Source organism: Pseudophaeobacter sp. 1A16562 (genome assembly GCF_041008785.1).
GTDB classification, from domain to species: domain Bacteria; phylum Pseudomonadota; class Alphaproteobacteria; order Rhodobacterales; family Rhodobacteraceae; genus Phycobacter; species Phycobacter gallaeciensis_A.
The window spans coordinates 56,115-72,267 of sequence record NZ_JAXGFT010000003.1 but is presented as its reverse complement, the minus strand read 5'-3'; the positions used below and the strand labels follow the sequence as shown (position 1 = coordinate 72,267).

The window sequence follows — 16,153 nt, the reverse complement described above, 5'->3', positions numbered from 1 at the left end:
GTCCAGTGCTGCCCGACACCAAGGGCGGGGCTGGGCTACAGTTGAGTTCAGAGGCTTTAGCCCCTATTTCGGCAGAAAGGCGGGCCGCGCGCCCTGCCCAGACAAAGGACCGCTCCATTGGCCAATCATCTTTACAAAAACGACCTGCCGGACGGGCTTGACCTTGGCCCGGTTGTTGCAATCGATTGTGAAACCATGGGGCTCAACCCCCACCGCGACCGGTTGTGCGTGATCCAGATGTCCGGCGGTGACGGCAACTCTCATATCGTTCAGATTGAGAAGGACCAGAGCGAGGCACCGAACCTGTGCCGTATGCTGGAAGATCCAAATGTGCTGAAGCTGTTCCATTTCGGGCGTTTTGACATCGCCGCCATGTACCACGCCTTTGGCGCGCTGGCAGCGCCGGTTTACTGCACCAAGATCGCAAGCCGCCTGATCCGCACCTATACAGACCGCCACGGATTGCGGAACCTGTGTCAGGAGCTGATCGGTGTCGATATCTCGAAACAACAGCAGATGAGCGACTGGGGTGCCGAAACCCTGACCGAAGCGCAGCTGGACTATGCCGCCTCGGACGTTTTGCACCTGCACCGCCTGCGTGAAGAGTTGGACAAACGTCTTGCCCGTGAAGGCCGCACCGACATGGCGCAGGCCTGTTTCGACTTCCTGCCGATGCGCGCGCGCCTTGATCTGGCGGGCTGGCCCGAAACCGATATCTTTGCGCACTCATGAGCGGGCCGGAACACTTCCTCGCCACGGCGCGTCAGGTCGTGACCGACGAAGCCCGCGCATTGGATGCGCTGGCTGCCGGTTTTGACGAGCGGTTCGCCGATGCGGTGCGCCTGATCCTGAAGGCCGAAGGGCGGGTGATCGTCAGCGGCATCGGCAAATCCGGCCATATCGGTCGCAAGATCGCAGCCACATTGGCCAGCACCGGCACCCCTGCCCATTTCGTACATCCGGCCGAGGCCAGCCACGGCGACCTTGGCATGCTGTCCAAGGGCGATGTGGTTCTGGCCATCTCCAACTCGGGCGAAGCGCCGGAGCTGGCCAACCTTCTGGTCTTTACCCGCCGCTTTGACATTCCGCTGATCGGCCTCTCCAGCAGGCCGGAAAGCACCCTGATGACCCAGGCCGATGTGCAGCTGGAAATTCCGGCCCTGGGCGAGGCCTGCGGATACGGGATCGTGCCGTCGATTTCGACCACGCTGACGCTGGCCATGGGCGATGCGCTCGCCATTGCCATTATGAAGCACCGCGATTTCCGCCCCGAGAACTTCCGCGATTTCCACCCCGGTGGCAAACTCGGCGCGCGCCTGTCCAAGGTCCGCGACCTGATGCACGGCGGAGATGCCCTGCCGCTGGTCGGTGAAGCCAACCCGATGTCCGAGGCGCTGCTGGAAATCAGCCAGAAGGGATTTGGCGTGGCCGGTGTCACCGGTGCTGAGAACGCCCTGACCGGCATCATCACCGACGGCGACCTGCGCCGCCACATGGACGGGCTGCTGAGCCAGACCGCTGCCGATGTCATGACCTCCTCGCCGACGACCATCGGCCCCGACGCCCTCGCCGAAGAGGCGCTTGCGGTGATGAATGCCCGCAAGATCACCTGCCTGTTTGTGGTGGATGCTACCCAGGGTCCGCAGGCACTGGGCCTGATCCACATCCACGATTGCCTGCGCGCGGGCCTCGGCTGAACCGCAACGCCAAAAAGAGAAAGGGGACACCGGATGGACCGCTATTCGCGCACAGTCGCCTATCTCAAGGTGCTGCTGCCGCTGGCCGCGCTGGCGCTGCTGTCGACGCTGTTCCTAATTTCGCGCGGTGTCGACACCGAGGCGGTCATCCCCTTTGCGCAAAAGGAGATCGAGGAACGCATGCGCGGGCAGCAGGTTACCCGCCCCTTCTTTTCCGGCACCACCGCGCAGGGCGATGAGATCATGGTTATGGCCTCGGTTGCTCAGCCCAACAGCGACAGCGGCGGCGCCACGGCCACCAATCTGCAGGCCGAAATCCGCATGGCCGAGGGCGGCCGGATGACGTTGGTCTCTGACAGCGGGGCGGTGCATCCCGATCAAGGTCTCGCGCGGTTCAGCGGCAACGTCAAACTGACATCCGCGGATGGTATGACGGTTGAGACCGAACTACTGGAAACCGCCCTGGACGGAGTGCGCGCAGAAAGTCCCGGACCGGTTCATGCCACGGGCGCCCTTGGTGTTCTGACTGCGGGGCAGATGCTGGTGACGGCAAAAACCGAAGGCGGGCCGGTGCAAATGGTATTCAAAAACAGAGTCAAGCTGGTATACGATCCCAATACTAAAGAAAGATAGCCCGTGTTCAGATTGCCCACCTTGCTGATTTTCCTGTCCTGCGCCCTTGCGTCGGTTGCTCCGGTTGCGATGGCCCAGACGGACGTGATTGCCTTTGGCGAGGTCAAGGCCGATCCCAAGGAGCCGGTCGAGGTGACAGCCGATGCGCTGGCGGTCAACCAGGCCGATGGCTCTGCCGAATTCACCGGCAATGTGCTGATCATCCAGGGGGTGATGCGGCTTTCTGCGAACCGGGTACTGGTGATCTACAAGACAGACGACACCGGCAAACGCGGCATCGACCAGCTTGAGGCGACCGGCGATGTGCTGCTGGTCAGCGGCCCGGACGCCGCAGAGGCCGAAAAGGCAGAATACACCATCGATAGTGGCACCATCGTGATGACGGGCAATGTCCTCCTCAATCAGGGCGACAGCACGCTGACCTCGAACCGGCTGGAGGTGAACCTGACCACCGGCACCGCCAATATGGCCGGACGGGTCAAAACCATCCTGAACCCGGATGGCGGCAACTGATGGCGGCAAAACCCGAGCTGAAAGTCACCGAAGGCTCTTCCGGCCTCAGGATCGACCACCTGCGCAAAAGCTATCGCAAGAAGGTGGTGATTCGTGACGTGACCATGCGCCTGGATCGCGGCGAAGTTGTCGCCCTTCTGGGGCCGAACGGGTCGGGCAAGACCACCAGTTTTTATGCCATCGCCGGCCTTGTCTTTCCCGAGGCCGGCACGGTCACCATCGACGGTCAGAACGTCACCACCCTGCCCATGTACCGCCGCGCGCGGCTTGGCATCGGTTACCTGCCGCAGGAAATGTCCATTTTCCGGGGCCTGTCGGTCGAGGACAATATCTCGGCGGTGCTGGATATCGCCGTCAAGCACGAGCACAAGCGACGCGAGCGGCTGGAAGAACTGCTGTCGGATTTCTCCATCGAACACCTGCGCCGCGCGCCTGCGCTGGCCCTGTCGGGGGGTGAACGGCGCCGGGTGGAAATCGCCCGCTGTCTGGCTGCGGATCCGAAATACCTGCTGCTGGATGAACCTTTCGCCGGGGTCGACCCGATTTCGGTTGGCGATATCCGCCATCTGGTCGCGGACCTGAAAAAACGCGGCATCGGCGTGCTGATCACCGATCACAACGTACGCGAAACACTGGAGATCGTCGATCGCGCCTATATCCTGCACGACGGGCAGGTGCTGATGTCCGGCACCCCCGAAGAGGTGGTCGAGAACGAGAACGTGCGCCGCGTCTATCTGGGCGACAATTTCCGCATTTCCTGACCTCCACCGGAGGCCTCTTGAATCCGGCTTTTTCCTGCCGTTTTTCTATTCCTTCACCATCCGCATCGCTTCTCCATTGACTCTTTTCGTCACTTGGCATGGAATTGAGTTATGGCAAATGTGCAGTCCGATGCAGTCCGCAAGCTGGCCTTGGCAACAGGGTCCGCATGCTTGCTTCCGGCGTATTTGCCTAATCCCCTCATCCGCAGCTGACGATAGTCTGCCGGGCTTGGCCCCGGCGGTGTTGCGGGTGGTATTATTGTGAAGGAGATCACATGCGTTACAAAATCAGCGGTCAACAGATCGACATCGGCGAAGCGTTGCAGTCCCACGTTAAGGATGAACTGGGAACGGCTGTCGCGAAATACGCAGAGCGCCCGACGGACGCCACCGTGGTCTTTTCCCGTTCGGCGCATGAATACGTCTGCGAGGCCACCGTTCACCTGTCCACCGGTCTGACCGCTCAGGCCAAGGCTCATGCCACTGAAATCTATGCGTCTTTCGAAGGCTGCTGCAACAAGATGGAAAAACAGCTGCGCCGCTACAAACGCCGCCTGAAGGACCATCACCGCGACCGCAGCGAACCGGTTGAACATTTGGGCGCCAGCTCTTATATCCTCGCCTCTGATGAAGCGGAGACCGGGACCGAACCCGACTCGCTGCAGCCGATCATCGTGGCCGAGATGGAAACCAAGATCCCATCCCTGTCCGTTGGCGAAGCAGTGATGCAGATGGAACTGGCTGGGGCGCCCGTTCTGGTTTTCCGCAACGAAGGCAAAGACGGATTGAATGTGGTTTACCGCAGGGATGATGGCAACATTGGTTGGATCGATCCTTAAGCAGTAGCCCAGCGGCCCACCGGATAAGGTGGTCGAGCGGAGCAAATGACCGAGATGCAGATTTCCAAGATCCTCAAACCGGACGCCGTCCGCGTGATTGGTGCAGCCTCAAGCAAGAAGCGGCTGTTTCAGGAGATCGCCGAGGTTGGGCATCTCGCCTATGGTCTCAATCCGCAACCCACGGTTGAAGCGCTGCTTGATCGGGAAAGCCTGGGCCCGACAGGGGTAGGACACGGTGTTGCCCTGCCCCACGCCCGCCTTGATGGCCTCTCCGAGGTCTGCGGCGTCTTCGTGACTCTGGAAAAACCCTTGGATTTCGCGGCTGTCGACCGGCAACCCGTCGATATCGCCTTTGCGCTTTTCGCGCCCGAGGATGCAGGCGTTGAACATCTAAAGGCGCTGGCTCTGGTCTCTCGCACCCTGCGGGAGCAGAATTTCTGCACCAAACTGCGCGCCAATAACGATCCGGCGACGCTGTTCACCATTCTCACCGAAAACCAGCCGGTTCAGGCTGCCTGAGAGCGGCATTGAACAGTCTATGGGGAAACTGCCCTTGTTCAGGGCAGACACTCGTCAGCGCTGCGGCCTCCAGGCATCGAACCCCAGCATCATATAATCCCGCTGATAGAGCGCTGTGATCATCTCCTCCAGCGCTGCATCATGAATATCGCCCAGCGTATAGGGCTGCGATCTCGGCTGTGACGGCGCATAGGCGGGCGCGGAGGCTGCAAACCTTTTGGCTAGTTCGGGAAGTTCAGTCGCCAGCTCCTCTTCGCGCAGGATCAGGTCGGGCGGGCCAAGTTCGGCAAAGCCCGACAAGGCCTGTGACTGGCTGGACCATTCGGCATCGACCCGGATCGAGGTCTGCCCGGCAAGGTTGGCTTTGACAAAGCTCAGGAACCCTTCAAAGGCGGCGCGGTGATCGGCGCGGGAATAATTCTCATCCGGGCCGTCCTGGGGCAGCGGCACCTTGAACTGGCGGCGCAGGGTTTCGCGAATGGCGCCATAGCTGCCCGGCCCCTTTTGCAGAATGCGGTGACAGAACACCTGGTGAATACGCTCGGCTGGATGGCGCAGAACGGTAAAGCTGCGAAAGCCTTTGTTCTGAGTTTTCCACTGGCGGAGCTCTTTCTGGTTCATTCCGGAGATCAGATCCTCCGACGCCACACCATCCAGCGCTGCCAGCCATTCCGTCACGGCTTCCTCGGGCCCGCCCCGCATCGGCATGTAAAGGAGCGGCGTCTTGGCGGCGGCCAGATAGCCGCGCACCGCCGGACCACGGCGCGGTTCGAAATTAGGCGTGCGCGACAGGTTGAACCAATCCATTGCCGCAAGTGCTGCCGTCATCTCATCCGGGTTGGCCACCTTGGACAGGGTCGGCGCCGGGTTCTGCCGCTTCAGCTTGTCATCCAGTGCCACCAACCGGGAGTTGACGCCCAGCCATTGTGCCAGACCGTTCATCAAATTGAGGTTCTGCAGGTCTTCATAATCCACGTAGAATGCGGTCTGGCCTGAGGACTGAAGCCGGTTCATCAACGTGATCTGAAACGCCTGAAGATCCTCGACATGGCGGGAAAACTCCACCGCATCGAACTCCGCCTGCGCTTCTTTGCGGCGCTTGATATTGGTCAGCTTCCACTGGCCGGTGGCCGCAGCGATCTTGCGCGAGACGTAGCTCTCCAGCGGGTTGCGGGTCAGGATGATCTTGGCGCAGCGAGGATCGTCCAGCGCAATGTCCAGAACCCGCGGATCGTGATCGTGGAAATACCGAAAGCCGCCAAAGGCATCGGGCTGCGACCGGATCCGATCGATCAGCTTGCCAGGGTCCGCTTCGCGCATCTCCTGCGTCAGGCCCAGGATTTCGGTGCGGTTCGGGTAGCCGATGAAATGAGGATTAAAGGCCTCTCCGTGGCAGATCACCCCTTCTAGCGCGTTGAGGTTGGCCTCCAGAAAATTGGAGCCCGTGCGCATTTCGGCAAACACAACGAAGTAATCAAAGGGTTTGGTCATCAGAACCTATCGCACCAAATAAGGTTTTCGGGGGGACTTTGGCATGCTCACCGGCCCTTGTTCCACCGGGAAATCCCCCATCAGATAGGGGTGCATGCCCTGGTTCTTGAGGTTCTGCAGAAACTGTCCAAAGCCCTCCAGATCCGCCATCGTCGGCGCCTCGTTCAGATGGCGCGGGCCCTGCGCCCCAAGATCGTCCAGAATGGCCTGCAGGGGCTCCATCGGTGCCTCGACAAATTCCGCCATGGTCCAGATGCGGACGCGGGCCTTGGTATGCTGATCACGCAGCAGATGCAGATGCGCAGCCTCGATCCGCTGCAGGCGCGCCGCGATGCGCCGCAATTCGGAAAAACTCTGCGTCGAGCGGAACAAGGGCACCGCCCAAGCGCCGCTGATCACCGACACATGCGCATTGGGATCGCCTGCGATAAAGGCGCCGATTTTCTGGTTGTCCTGCGGGCCAAACTGGAAGCTTTGCCGTTGCCCCCGAGTATTCCAGATCAGATTGGTGAGGAAGCTTTCGGGATTATAGTCGCGCAATTTCGCCGTATCGCTGAGTGCGCCATTGATCATGCTGTCGCCATCGGCGAATTCGGCCCTATCCGGCGCAAACAGATGGCCATGCACCCGGCTGCCCGTGGTCCGGTTCAGCCAGCTTTCAAAATCGACGAAGAGTTCAGCAAAGCCCTGGAACACCGAATAGGGATTGGCGGTCACATTGCTCACCGACCATTTGCTCGGGAACCGGCTTTGCATGTAAAGACCCGGTCGCCCCCGGGTGCGCCGCTCCACCGCCTTAGAGAAGACCCGGTCGATCTTGCCTGGGTTGGGTTCCGTCCGCTTCATCGTACCTGCCGGATCGGTCAGGAAGGCATCATAAAGCCGCTGCGCTCGTGGCCAGATCTTGCGGGCGACGAAACAGTCGGACCGGCGCAACAGCTGTAGGTGATCGTCATAGAAGATATGCGGTTTGCCCTCGAAATCGAACTTCGACAGGGTCAGCGAACGGCTTTCGATCTGCGCCGAATGCTGCCGCGCGAGGGTCTGGAAACAGCTTTCGTCGGGGATCCAGACCTTCTTGAAGTAGCGATCATGGATTGGCCGGTCCGGGTCCTCAAGAATCGCCGACAGGGTGCGGCGGGTCAGGCACCACCATTGGCTGCCCATATGGGGCACCAGACCGGGCGGGATGCGCCGCTTGATCCGCAGCCTGCGCTGCAGATTGACATAACCATCGAATAGCGCGCGCTGTTTTTTCCAGGAAAAGGGAAAGCGCAGGGTGAAACGTTCCACATCCAGACCACCCACGATCCAGGGCACATCCGCAGTGGTCGCGCTCTCGATGAAATCGGTTTGCGGGCGTGCGGCCAGATAATCGACAAGTTCCTGCACCGGTCTGAGCGGCAGGCAGGATCCCGACGACAAGTAGACGTGGCGCACGCCGGGACAGGAGCGCAGCATCATCTCCGACGCCGATTGCGAGGCGGCGACGATGCCCCAGGTGCCCCATTCGCAGGTGTGGCGCGGCGAAAACCGGATCAGCTCCTGATCCGACAGCCCGTCGCGGAAGGTTTTGAACGTGCTCTGCGGCACCTTACGGTCCACATGGATCACCACGGGGCAACCCGCCGCCGCCCAATGGCGCGCCACCTGTTCCGCCCGCTCCAGCGCCGTATGCACCAGCATGACGATGCCGACCGTGCCCTTGGTTGCCTCTTGATCGCCAAGATGGCTTGCGCTGCTCATGCCCAGTTGCCTTTGGACATGAGGCCCAGAATCTCAAGCTGGCGCCAGTTGATGTATTTCTCGCTCCATTTGCACCACAGGTCCGGTTGTTCTGCCAGGGCGGCGGCATAGGCTTTGTATTCGGCCGATTGGGCATAGTGCTGGCTGCGCGTCACCTCTTCGCGGGCCTTGTCGCCGAAGGTGTCCAGAAACTTGGTATGAAGCAGCGCCCCGCTGGTCTTTTCGCCGCCATTGGTTTCATAAACTCGGTTCAACCCGCGTGGCAGAAGTGCGTGGGTCGAGCTGACATAAGCGTATTTTCGGTCCCATTTGACCAGTGGTATCTTGTTCAGCGCCGGTGCCTTCTTTGGCCGGTCGGCAAAGAACATGCGCGCACGGGGGCCGCCCTGGATCCACAGGTTGCCATAGGTCGGGTTCGGGCTGATCGTGTAATTTCCGCTGTCGAACCAGTTGGCGATTTCCAAAGGATCCTGACCGGGCTGATAAGCCGCATCGGTGACCTGCCCCTTGGGATAAACATCGATCAGCATGGCGGCAAAACTGCGGATCGCGGAATTGTCCAGCCAATCGGTCAGCGCCCGGATCGGGCGTGTGTCGCAGAAGGGATAGATGAACAGCTCATCCGGGTCGACCACCAACACCCAATGCCCATGGGCATAGCGGCGTTTCAGCGCATTCATCCAGTCCACGCCGTAGTTTGCCCGCCGGTAGCTCGCGTCGCTGTGCCAGAGGGACACATCCGGCATGCCCTGCAGATAGTCACAGGTGCCGTCCTGCGATCCGTTATCGACAAGGAGAAAGTGATCGACCCCAAGGTCCCGGTAATAGTCGAGAAAATAGGGCAGGCGGATCTTCTCGTTCCGCATCGTGGAAACCAGCAGGATATCATCCGGCCGGATCTGGCCGGTGTTGTCCTGAATGGTCTTGAGTTCACGGGATTTGCGCAAGGCCCGGGCCAGCCTGTACCTGCGACGCACACGCATGCGGTATGAATCCCAAAGACCCACGGCTACTCCATATCCGTCTGTTTCCGACCCCGTATGACCCGCGCGGGCACGCCCCGGCGCGCGACTGCCTGCGCGCAATATGTCACGCGCCGATTCTATTAACAACGAATTTAGAAACAGTTACGGGGGCTACACGCACCACCGAACTCGGGTAATTCACACCCTACCACTCGGGCGCCCGCATCAACCCCAGATCGGCCAGTTGCTCTGGCCCCGTGTATTTCAAAGCGTTCTCAAACCACAGGTCCGGGGCCGAGGTCAGGTGATCGTAATAAGGATCGAAATCCTCGGGCGTATGGAAGTGCTGTTTTCGCTGCTTTTCTGTTGCCGATTTTGCGACAATTTCGGGCAGGAATTTTGTGTGCAGCAGCACGCCCGACGGCTGCGGCCCGCCCGGCCCGTCGTATAGGGCGTTCAGCGCCGGCGGCAGCGCCGCATGAGTCGAATTGACATAGGCGTAGCGGCGGTTCCAGCGGATCAGCGGGATCTTGTTCAACGTCGGAGAGCGATGTGGCTCCCCGGCAAAGAACACCCGCTCCCGCGCGCCGCCCTGCAGCCACAGGTTTCCCATCGGGTGCTGCCGGACCGCACGGTAAGGCACCGCATCGAACCACTGCAAAACCTCCAGCGGGTTCTGACCCGGCCTGTAGCTGACCTGATTCAGCGGCCCGCGCGGATAAAGATCCAGCATCATGGCGCCAAACCCGACCTGCCCGCTGCGGTCCAGCAGTTCGGTCAGCGCACGCAGATCATGGGTGGCAATGCCGCCATAGGTCAGCAGTTCATCCGCATCCACCGTCAGGCACCAGTGATCCCTGCCATAGGTCATCAGCAGGAAGGTCAGCCAGTCTAGCCCAAAGCGGGAGGCCTTGTAGCCCGCGGAAGTCTGCCAGAGTGAGACATCGGATTGCTGCCGCAGCATCTCTGCGCTGCCATCATCACTGCCGTTGTCGATGATCAGGAAGTGCCCGACGCCGAGGCGCCGGTAATAGTCCAGGAAATACGGCAGCCGCGTCGCCTCGTTACGCAGCACAACAAAGGCCAGAATGTCCTCTGCCCCGATTGCCGCTGTCTGATCGCGCAACAGGCTCAGCTGGTGACGAGAGCGCCAGGAGCGCCACAGAAGCCGCCGCCGTTTCCACCGCATCCGGTAGGCCGCACGCCAGCCGATATCCGGCATCTCGGCGGCGGGGCGGAGCGGCTCCATGCTCAGGCCTCGTAATTGCCCGTCTGATGCCATTTCCAGGCATCAGCGATCATTATCTCAAGACTGGAACGCTGTGGGTTCCAGCCCAGATCTGTGATCGCCCGGGTCGATCCCGACACCAGTTTGGTGCAATCGCCCGCCCGGCGCGGCCCCACGGTGCAAGGTACCTTGCTGCCGGTGACCTCTTCAGCCTTGTCCATGACCTCGCGCACCGAAAACCCGCTGCCGGTACCGAGGTTGAAGATCTGGCTGCCCTTGCCATCCTTCAGCCACTGAAGGCCCAGAACATGGGCATCCACCAGATCGCAGACATGCACATAGTCGCGGATGCAGGTTCCATCGGGAGTGTCGTAATCAGTACCGAAGATGGTCAGCGCATCGCGCTTGCCGTCGATCGCATCCAGCACCAGCGGCACCAGATGGGTTTCGGGACGGTGGAATTCGCCGACTTCCGCCTCGGGATCGGCGCCAGCCACGTTGAAATAGCGAAAGATCACCGAACGCAGCCCATAGGCGGCACCGAAATCCTTCAGGATATCCTCGACCGCGCGTTTGCTGGCGCCATAGGCGTTGAGCGGCAGCTGCGGTGTGTTTTCATCCAGCACCACGTTATCGTGCTCGCCATAGGTGGCACAGGTCGAGGAGAATACGAAATCAAGGCACCCGGCAGCAACCGCGGCTTCGATCAGGTTCAAGGATCCACCTGTGTTATTGGCCCAGTAGCGGCCTGGCTGGCTCATCGCCTCCCCGACTTGACTAAGGGCCGCAAAATGCATCACCGCGACCGGCTGATAGGTGGTGAATACCTCGTCGAGACGAGCACGATCCGCAAGGTCGCCCTTTTCAAACGGGCCGAATTTGACCGCGTCCTGCCAACCGGTGACCAGATTGTCATAAGTGACGGGTGTACACCCCGCCGCCTTCAGCGCCTTACATGCATGCGAGCCAATATAGCCGGCACCGCCGGTCACCAGAACATTTGCCACTGTCCGTATACCCCTAATTCGATCCTGTATTACCCGGTCTCAAAACCAGAGGCTGGCCAGTGTATCCTACTCGGCAGCCTGTCCGACCTGAGCGATTTCGGTGATATACTGCAGCAGCTCATCCCGCAATTCCTCACGCCCCAGGGCAAAGGCGACAGTGGCCTGCAGGAAACCTGCCTTGGAACCGCAATCAAAGCGCTGGCCGCGGAAGCGATAGCCATAAACAGGCACATCTTTTTGGATGTCCTGGGCAATGGCGTCGGTCAGCTGAATCTCTCCGCCCGCACCCTGCTTCATCTTGTTGAGATTGCGCAGCACCGAGGGCTCCAGAATGTAACGGCCAATCACCGCCAGATTAGAGGGCGCCTCGCCCATAGCCGGTTTTTCGACCATGCCACGGGCCTCGACCACCGATCCCATGTCGTTCTTCACATCCAGAACACCGTAGGCACCAGCCTTCTCCGGCGCGACTTCCATTGCGGCCACCATGTTACCGCCGGTTTCAGCATAGGCCTCAACCATCTGCTTGAGACAGGGAGTTTCCGCCGCGATCACATCGTCGGGCAGGATTACCGCGAAGGGCTCGTTGGCGATCAGCCGCCGCGCGCACCAGACCGCATGGCCCAGACCCAGGGCCTGATGCTGGCGGATGTAGGCGATGGCGCCGCTTTCCATATTGGTGTGCTTCAGAGTTTCGAGCAGCGCATCCTTACCTTTCTTGCGCAGTTCCTGCTCCAATATCGGGGCCTGGTCAAAATAGTCTTCCAATGCCCCCTTACCGCGCGAGGTCACGAAGATGAATTCCTTGATCCCCGCCTCGCGAGCCTCGTCGATGGCATATTGCACCAGGGGGCGATCCACCAGCGTCATGATTTCCTTGGGCACCGATTTGGTCGCAGGCAAAAACCGTGTACCCAGACCCGCCACAGGGAAAATCGCCTTCGTTACTTTTTTACGCATGGTGTTCTCTCAATTATTTTCGGGGCATACTGCCCTCACTGGTTCCGGCCCCACAGGGTCGCGCACTTCACCTGCTGCGCAATCCCTGTCCGTTTCACCCTATACAAAAACACCAAAAAAAGGGTTTTTGATGACATTGGGCCATGTTTTACCCCTATTCAGAGACCTCCCGTTGGCCACCCTTTGGTTAGGCCGCTCCCATTCGAGACATCATCTCCTCTATCCTGGGCACATCTTCCGGATTGTTCAGCTCCCAGAATTCGCGCCCCCGCGCGGTGACCTCGACACACAGAACCTTGCGACCGTTTTCAAGAAAACGAAGCTGCTCCAGCCCTTCCAAGGTTTCCAGCGGCCCTGTCTGCCAATCAGGATAGGCGGCAAGTGCGTCGGGACGGTAGGCGTAGACGCCGACATGGTGGAAAACTGGCGTATTTTCGCCATCCTTATAGGCATTTGCACAAAAAGGCAGCACTTCTTTGGAAAAATAGAGTGCGCTGTGGTCCGCCGCGAAGACTGCAGTGGTGCCACCGACGCGACCCGCGCGCCGATCTGCCAGAAGACTGTTGAGCGTTGCGCCATCACAGCGCAGCACCGGCGTCGCCAACCCCATGCCCGGGGCTGCGCGCAGAGCTTTGACCAAATCTTCGATGAACCAATGCGGCGTCAGCGGCGCATCCCCCTGAAGGTTCACGACGACCTCGTAACCGCCGCCCAGCGCCGCATGGGCCTCGGCGCAGCGCTCGGTGCCGTTGGCGCAGCTTTCCGAGGTCATCACGACCTCGGCGCCAAAACCTTCTGCCGCGCTGCGAATCCTGTCGTCATCCGTCGCGACAACGACCCGGTCGACCCCATCGACAGCACAGGCCGCCCGCCAGGATCGTTCGATCAGGGTCTGCTTTTCACCGGTGGCTCCGGTCAATTCCACAAGCGGCTTGCCCGGATAGCGTGTCGACGCGTAGCGCGCGGGGATGACGATCAGGACAGACATCAGGCCTCTTTCAATTCAACGCCCGGAGCGTAAGCGATGAAAAACGGGTTCGCATAGCCCTCTTTGCCGTAAACAAGGGGGGAATGATCGTCGAAACGCACCACTTTGCCACCTGCACCCGACAGGACCGCGTGGCCGGCCGCTGTATCCCACTCCATGGTGCGGCCCACGCGGGGGTAAAGATCCGCTTCGCCGGTGGCCACGAGGCAGAACTTAAGCGAAGAGCCCGCGCTCTTCATGTCCTTGACGCTGTACTTGTTGATGTAGTCGTCGGTCGCCTGATCCCGGTGCGATTTCGAGGCCACCACCATCAGCGCCGCATTGTCGCTGGAGGCAACGCGGATCGGAGATGTGGCTCCAACAGTCTCAGGGTCAAAGGCACCGGTTTCCTCTACCGAAGAGCCATCAGCGAGAGTGAAGAACATGCGCTCCTTGGCCGGGGCATAGACGACGCCGCGGGTCGGCACGCCTTTTTCCACCAGCGCGATGTTCACGGTGAAATCGCCGCGGCGGTGAATGAATTCCTTGGTGCCATCCAGCGGGTCGACAATCAGGAAGGTGTCACCGCGTTCCTTGTGCGAGGCGCTCTGCTCTTCGGTGACCAGCATCATGTCCGGGAACGCCGCGCGAAGACCTGCAGAGATCAGAGCATCCGCGGCCTCGTCAGCGGCGGTGACGGGGCTGTCGTCCGATTTCACCTTCACATCGAAATCATCCGAATTGTAGATCTCCATGATCTTGTTGCCGGCTTCGATCGCCAGCCGGCGGATCACGGGTACGAGCTCTTCATAGGTCAATTCGGCGTCTCCCAGACCAGGGGTTAATTGAAAATTTTCCTGCGCCCCCTTATGGTGGCTCTGTTTTGGAACGGCAAGCAGCCCGTCCCCCAATCCGCAACAAACGCAGATTACAGGCCACATGTTTCAGGTTCGCACGCAAAAAACGTCGGTTTCCGGACTCATCGCCATGGGCGAGGTGGTCTTTCATTCGGTCGTGCGGAGCGTACGGTCGAAACACAACAACGCGCTGATCGCTCTGGGGCTCAACCTGTTGCAGGCTGTTCTGTTCGTCGCGGCCTTTTACATCATGTTCGCGGTTCTGGGCATGCGCGGCTCTGCCATTCGCGGCGACTTTCTGCTTTATGTGCTGTCGGGGATCTTCCTGTTCCTCACCCATACCAAAACCGTCAGCGCCGTCGCCGGCGCAGAGGGGCCCAGCAGCCCGATGATGCAGCACGCGCCGATGAACACCATGGTGGCGATCCTGTCAGCGGCGCTTGGCTCGCTTTATATTCAGGTGCTGTCGCTGCTGATCATCCTGTTCGTCTATCACGTCGCCTTTACCCCGGTGCATATCGAACAACCCATCGGCGCCTTTGGTATGGTTCTGCTGGCTTGGTTCACTGGCGCGGCGGTCGGGCTTGTCTTTCTGGTGATGAAGCCCTGGGCGCCCAGCCTCGTTGGTATCTTCTCGATGATCTACCAGCGCGCCAACATGATCGCCTCGGGCAAGATGTTCCTCGCCAATACCCTGCCGACCTTCATGCTGGCCATGTTCGACTGGAACCCACTGTTCCACTGCATCGACCAGTCGCGCGGCTATGTCTTCATCAACTACAATCCCCACCACAGCACATGGCAATACGCCGCCTCGGTGGGGCTGGTGCTAGTGATGATCGGCCTAATGGGTGAATTCTACACCCGCCGCCACGTCTCGCTCAGCTGGAGCGCGCGCCGATAGTGGCGCACCCACACCACGTTCTTGCTTCGGTCAACCTGCCTGACGGCACCAACAGCATCTGCGTCGATATCTTCCGGCGGGATGATGGCTCGTTCGGGTTTGACCTGTTCCGGCGCGAACCCGAAGACGGACGTGGCTGGTTCTCCATCGGCTATTTTGGTGATCGCCGTTTCAACAGCGCCGCAGGGGCAGCTGTGGCAGCCTGCGCCGACGTACATTGGCTGGAAGACGCAGCCCCAGACCTGGCCCAACGCTTTAAGTCACAACGCGCAGCGTCAGATTGAGCCGCCCACCTTTGGGCAAGAGCCGCGAAGACTTGAACCGGATCCGGTCCACCCCATGATAGGCCAGCCGCGCCTCTCCGCCCATGACCACCACGTCGCCGGAATTGAGCCAGAGCGAATCCGTCTTGCCGCCGCGTGTCGGATTACCAAGGCGCAGCAGACCGTCATCACCAAGGGAAATGGACACAACCGGATAGGAGAAATCCGCCTCGTCCTTGTCCTGATGCAGACCCATGCGCGCGTCTTCGCCGTAGTAGTTGATAAGACAGCAATCGGGCAGACGCTCCAACCCCGTCAGTTCCCGCCAGATGTCGAGAATCGGTTCTGGGATCGCGGGCCAGTCGCTGCCGCGCGGGTGCTTTGGAGCGTAGTGGTAGCCCTCGGCGTCGGAATACCAGCCGAACGCCCCAGCCGAGGTCATGCGCACCGACATCTGCCCGCCTCCAGGCACCACAGGCGAAAACAGCGGCGCCGCCTTCAGAACCGGGCGCAACGCCGCGATCAGGTTCCGCTGCGCATCGGGGGTCAGATGGCTTTTGTAAATCTCGAACCCGCGCAGGCGCAGCTTGCTCATCGCCGTTATTCCATTCTTAACCACGGCCCATGCAAAAAAGCGCATTGAATCGTCTTTCTCGACGCGTTCAGGCGCTTGCAGGGGCAAATTCCGCTCCCTATATACGCCGTGACGCCGGGAGATGCAGACCTCCTGGCACCGAAATCGGGGTCTGGATGCCAAAACGGGTCCAGGTCTCGGGAAATCGCCTTGAAAAGAAAAGGGATCG

Annotated in this window: 18 protein-coding genes; 9 read left to right on the top strand and 9 right to left on the bottom strand. The window is 60.4% G+C overall.

Translation table 11 applies throughout. From position 1 onward, the window contains the following. The first annotated feature begins 117 nt into the window (after positions 1-117). The 7 genes from SM764_RS04775 to SM764_RS04745 all read left to right on the top strand — a co-directional run bounded on the left by SM764_RS04775 (position 118) and on the right by SM764_RS04745 (position 4,962). Entirely contained in the window at positions 118-732 is a 615-nt protein-coding gene (locus SM764_RS04775; RefSeq protein WP_274868695.1) for a ribonuclease D, read from the top strand. After that, complete coding sequence (locus SM764_RS04770; RefSeq protein ID WP_369001172.1) at positions 729-1,697, top strand: KpsF/GutQ family sugar-phosphate isomerase; 969 nt, start codon at positions 729-731, stop codon at positions 1,695-1,697. The genes SM764_RS04775 and SM764_RS04770 overlap by 4 nt, the downstream gene beginning before the upstream one ends. Positions 1,698-1,730: 33 nt before the next feature. Beyond that, positions 1,731-2,330 carry an LPS export ABC transporter periplasmic protein LptC gene (gene lptC / locus SM764_RS04765; RefSeq protein WP_065272105.1) on the top strand — a complete coding sequence of 200 codons (600 nt, stop codon included), beginning with the start codon at positions 1,731-1,733 and terminating at the stop codon, positions 2,328-2,330. Between the two features lie 69 nt (positions 2,331-2,399). Then, positions 2,400-2,843, top strand: coding sequence for an LptA/OstA family protein (locus SM764_RS04760; RefSeq protein ID WP_369001315.1), 444 nt, complete (start codon positions 2,400-2,402; stop codon positions 2,841-2,843). Beyond that, positions 2,843-3,604: an LPS export ABC transporter ATP-binding protein gene (gene lptB / locus SM764_RS04755; protein ID WP_369001171.1), complete on the top strand. Its 762-nt coding sequence runs from the start codon at positions 2,843-2,845 to the stop codon at positions 3,602-3,604. The genes SM764_RS04760 and lptB overlap by 1 nt, the downstream gene beginning before the upstream one ends. 275 nt (positions 3,605-3,879) lie before the next feature. Next, positions 3,880-4,443, top strand: a complete 564-nt coding sequence (gene hpf, locus SM764_RS04750) for a ribosome hibernation-promoting factor, HPF/YfiA family (protein WP_065272102.1) — start codon at positions 3,880-3,882, stop codon at positions 4,441-4,443. A 54-nt stretch (positions 4,444-4,497) separates the two neighbouring features. Next, positions 4,498-4,962 carry a PTS sugar transporter subunit IIA gene (locus SM764_RS04745; RefSeq protein ID WP_065272101.1) on the top strand — a complete coding sequence of 155 codons (465 nt, stop codon included), beginning with the start codon at positions 4,498-4,500 and terminating at the stop codon, positions 4,960-4,962. Between the two features lie 54 nt (positions 4,963-5,016). Here SM764_RS04745 and SM764_RS04740 read toward each other — a convergent pair whose 3' ends face one another. The 8 genes from SM764_RS04740 to cysQ form a co-directional block, all read right to left on the bottom strand. Next, the gene (locus tag SM764_RS04740; protein ID WP_369001170.1) at positions 5,017-6,453 is read right to left on the bottom strand and encodes a sulfotransferase family 2 domain-containing protein; all 1,437 of its coding nucleotides are present in this window, start codon (positions 6,451-6,453) and stop codon (positions 5,017-5,019) included. Positions 6,454-6,459: 6 nt separating this feature from the next. Continuing rightward, complete coding sequence (locus SM764_RS04735; RefSeq protein WP_369001169.1) at positions 6,460-8,199, bottom strand: DUF5927 domain-containing protein; 1,740 nt, start codon at positions 8,197-8,199, stop codon at positions 6,460-6,462. Continuing rightward, on the bottom strand, positions 8,196-9,182 hold the full coding sequence (locus SM764_RS04730; protein ID WP_369001168.1) for a glycosyltransferase family 2 protein: 987 nt from the start codon (positions 9,180-9,182) through the stop codon (positions 8,196-8,198). Before SM764_RS04730 ends, SM764_RS04735 begins: the two co-directional genes overlap by 4 nt. Before the next feature lie 187 nt (positions 9,183-9,369). Then, positions 9,370-10,413: a glycosyltransferase family 2 protein gene (locus tag SM764_RS04725; RefSeq protein ID WP_368948560.1), complete on the bottom strand. Its 1,044-nt coding sequence runs from the start codon at positions 10,411-10,413 to the stop codon at positions 9,370-9,372. Positions 10,414-10,415: 2 nt separating this feature from the next. Then, positions 10,416-11,399, bottom strand: a complete 984-nt coding sequence (galE, locus tag SM764_RS04720) for a UDP-glucose 4-epimerase GalE (protein ID WP_368948561.1) — start codon at positions 11,397-11,399, stop codon at positions 10,416-10,418. 66 nt (positions 11,400-11,465) lie between these two features. Next, positions 11,466-12,359 carry a UTP--glucose-1-phosphate uridylyltransferase GalU gene (gene galU, locus SM764_RS04715; RefSeq protein WP_368948562.1) on the bottom strand — a complete coding sequence of 298 codons (894 nt, stop codon included), beginning with the start codon at positions 12,357-12,359 and terminating at the stop codon, positions 11,466-11,468. A gap of 187 nt (positions 12,360-12,546) precedes the next feature. Next, entirely contained in the window at positions 12,547-13,347 is an 801-nt protein-coding gene (locus SM764_RS04710) for a 3-deoxy-manno-octulosonate cytidylyltransferase (protein WP_369001167.1), read from the bottom strand. Then, positions 13,347-14,144, bottom strand: coding sequence for a 3'(2'),5'-bisphosphate nucleotidase CysQ (cysQ, locus tag SM764_RS04705; RefSeq protein WP_274831707.1), 798 nt, complete (start codon positions 14,142-14,144; stop codon positions 13,347-13,349). The genes SM764_RS04710 and cysQ overlap by 1 nt, the downstream gene beginning before the upstream one ends. 121 nt (positions 14,145-14,265) lie before the next feature. Here cysQ and SM764_RS04700 point away from each other — a divergent pair, with 121 nt between their 5' ends. Beyond that, positions 14,266-15,087 carry an ABC transporter permease gene (locus tag SM764_RS04700; RefSeq protein ID WP_369001166.1) on the top strand — a complete coding sequence of 274 codons (822 nt, stop codon included), beginning with the start codon at positions 14,266-14,268 and terminating at the stop codon, positions 15,085-15,087. Further along, the gene (locus tag SM764_RS04695; protein ID WP_369001165.1) at positions 15,087-15,371 is read left to right on the top strand and encodes a hypothetical protein; all 285 of its coding nucleotides are present in this window, start codon (positions 15,087-15,089) and stop codon (positions 15,369-15,371) included. The genes SM764_RS04700 and SM764_RS04695 overlap by 1 nt, the downstream gene beginning before the upstream one ends. On the opposite strand, the gene SM764_RS04690 is transcribed toward SM764_RS04695, so the two are convergent. Beyond that, positions 15,343-15,945, bottom strand: a complete 603-nt coding sequence (locus SM764_RS04690; RefSeq protein ID WP_369001314.1) for an alpha-ketoglutarate-dependent dioxygenase AlkB family protein — start codon at positions 15,943-15,945, stop codon at positions 15,343-15,345. The two genes, SM764_RS04695 and SM764_RS04690, sit on opposite strands and share 29 nt — an antisense overlap. Positions 15,946-16,153 lie beyond the last annotated feature (208 nt).

Excerpts from the sequence above, each read along its gene's own strand:
- SM764_RS04770 (WP_369001172.1), top strand. The coding sequence starts at position 729 with ATGAGCGGGCCGGAACACTTCCTCGCCACGGCGCGTCAGGTCGTGACC.
- lptC (WP_065272105.1), top strand. The coding sequence starts at position 1,731 with ATGGACCGCTATTCGCGCACAGTCGCCTATCTCAAGGTGCTGCTGCCG.
- SM764_RS04760 (WP_369001315.1), top strand. The coding sequence starts at position 2,400 with ATGGCCCAGACGGACGTGATTGCCTTTGGCGAGGTCAAGGCCGATCCC.
- lptB (WP_369001171.1), top strand. The coding sequence starts at position 2,843 with ATGGCGGCAAAACCCGAGCTGAAAGTCACCGAAGGCTCTTCCGGCCTC.
- hpf (WP_065272102.1), top strand. The coding sequence starts at position 3,880 with ATGCGTTACAAAATCAGCGGTCAACAGATCGACATCGGCGAAGCGTTG.
- SM764_RS04745 (WP_065272101.1), top strand. The coding sequence starts at position 4,498 with ATGCAGATTTCCAAGATCCTCAAACCGGACGCCGTCCGCGTGATTGGT.
- SM764_RS04740 (WP_369001170.1), bottom strand. The coding sequence starts at position 6,453 with ATGACCAAACCCTTTGATTACTTCGTTGTGTTTGCCGAAATGCGCACG.
- SM764_RS04735 (WP_369001169.1), bottom strand. The coding sequence starts at position 8,199 with ATGAGCAGCGCAAGCCATCTTGGCGATCAAGAGGCAACCAAGGGCACG.
- SM764_RS04730 (WP_369001168.1), bottom strand. The coding sequence starts at position 9,182 with ATGCGTGTGCGTCGCAGGTACAGGCTGGCCCGGGCCTTGCGCAAATCC.
- SM764_RS04725 (WP_368948560.1), bottom strand. The coding sequence starts at position 10,413 with ATGGAGCCGCTCCGCCCCGCCGCCGAGATGCCGGATATCGGCTGGCGT.
- galU (WP_368948562.1), bottom strand. The coding sequence starts at position 12,359 with ATGCGTAAAAAAGTAACGAAGGCGATTTTCCCTGTGGCGGGTCTGGGT.
- SM764_RS04710 (WP_369001167.1), bottom strand. The coding sequence starts at position 13,347 with ATGTCTGTCCTGATCGTCATCCCCGCGCGCTACGCGTCGACACGCTAT.
- SM764_RS04700 (WP_369001166.1), top strand. The coding sequence starts at position 14,266 with ATGTTTCAGGTTCGCACGCAAAAAACGTCGGTTTCCGGACTCATCGCC.
- SM764_RS04690 (WP_369001314.1), bottom strand. The coding sequence starts at position 15,945 with ATGAGCAAGCTGCGCCTGCGCGGGTTCGAGATTTACAAAAGCCATCTG.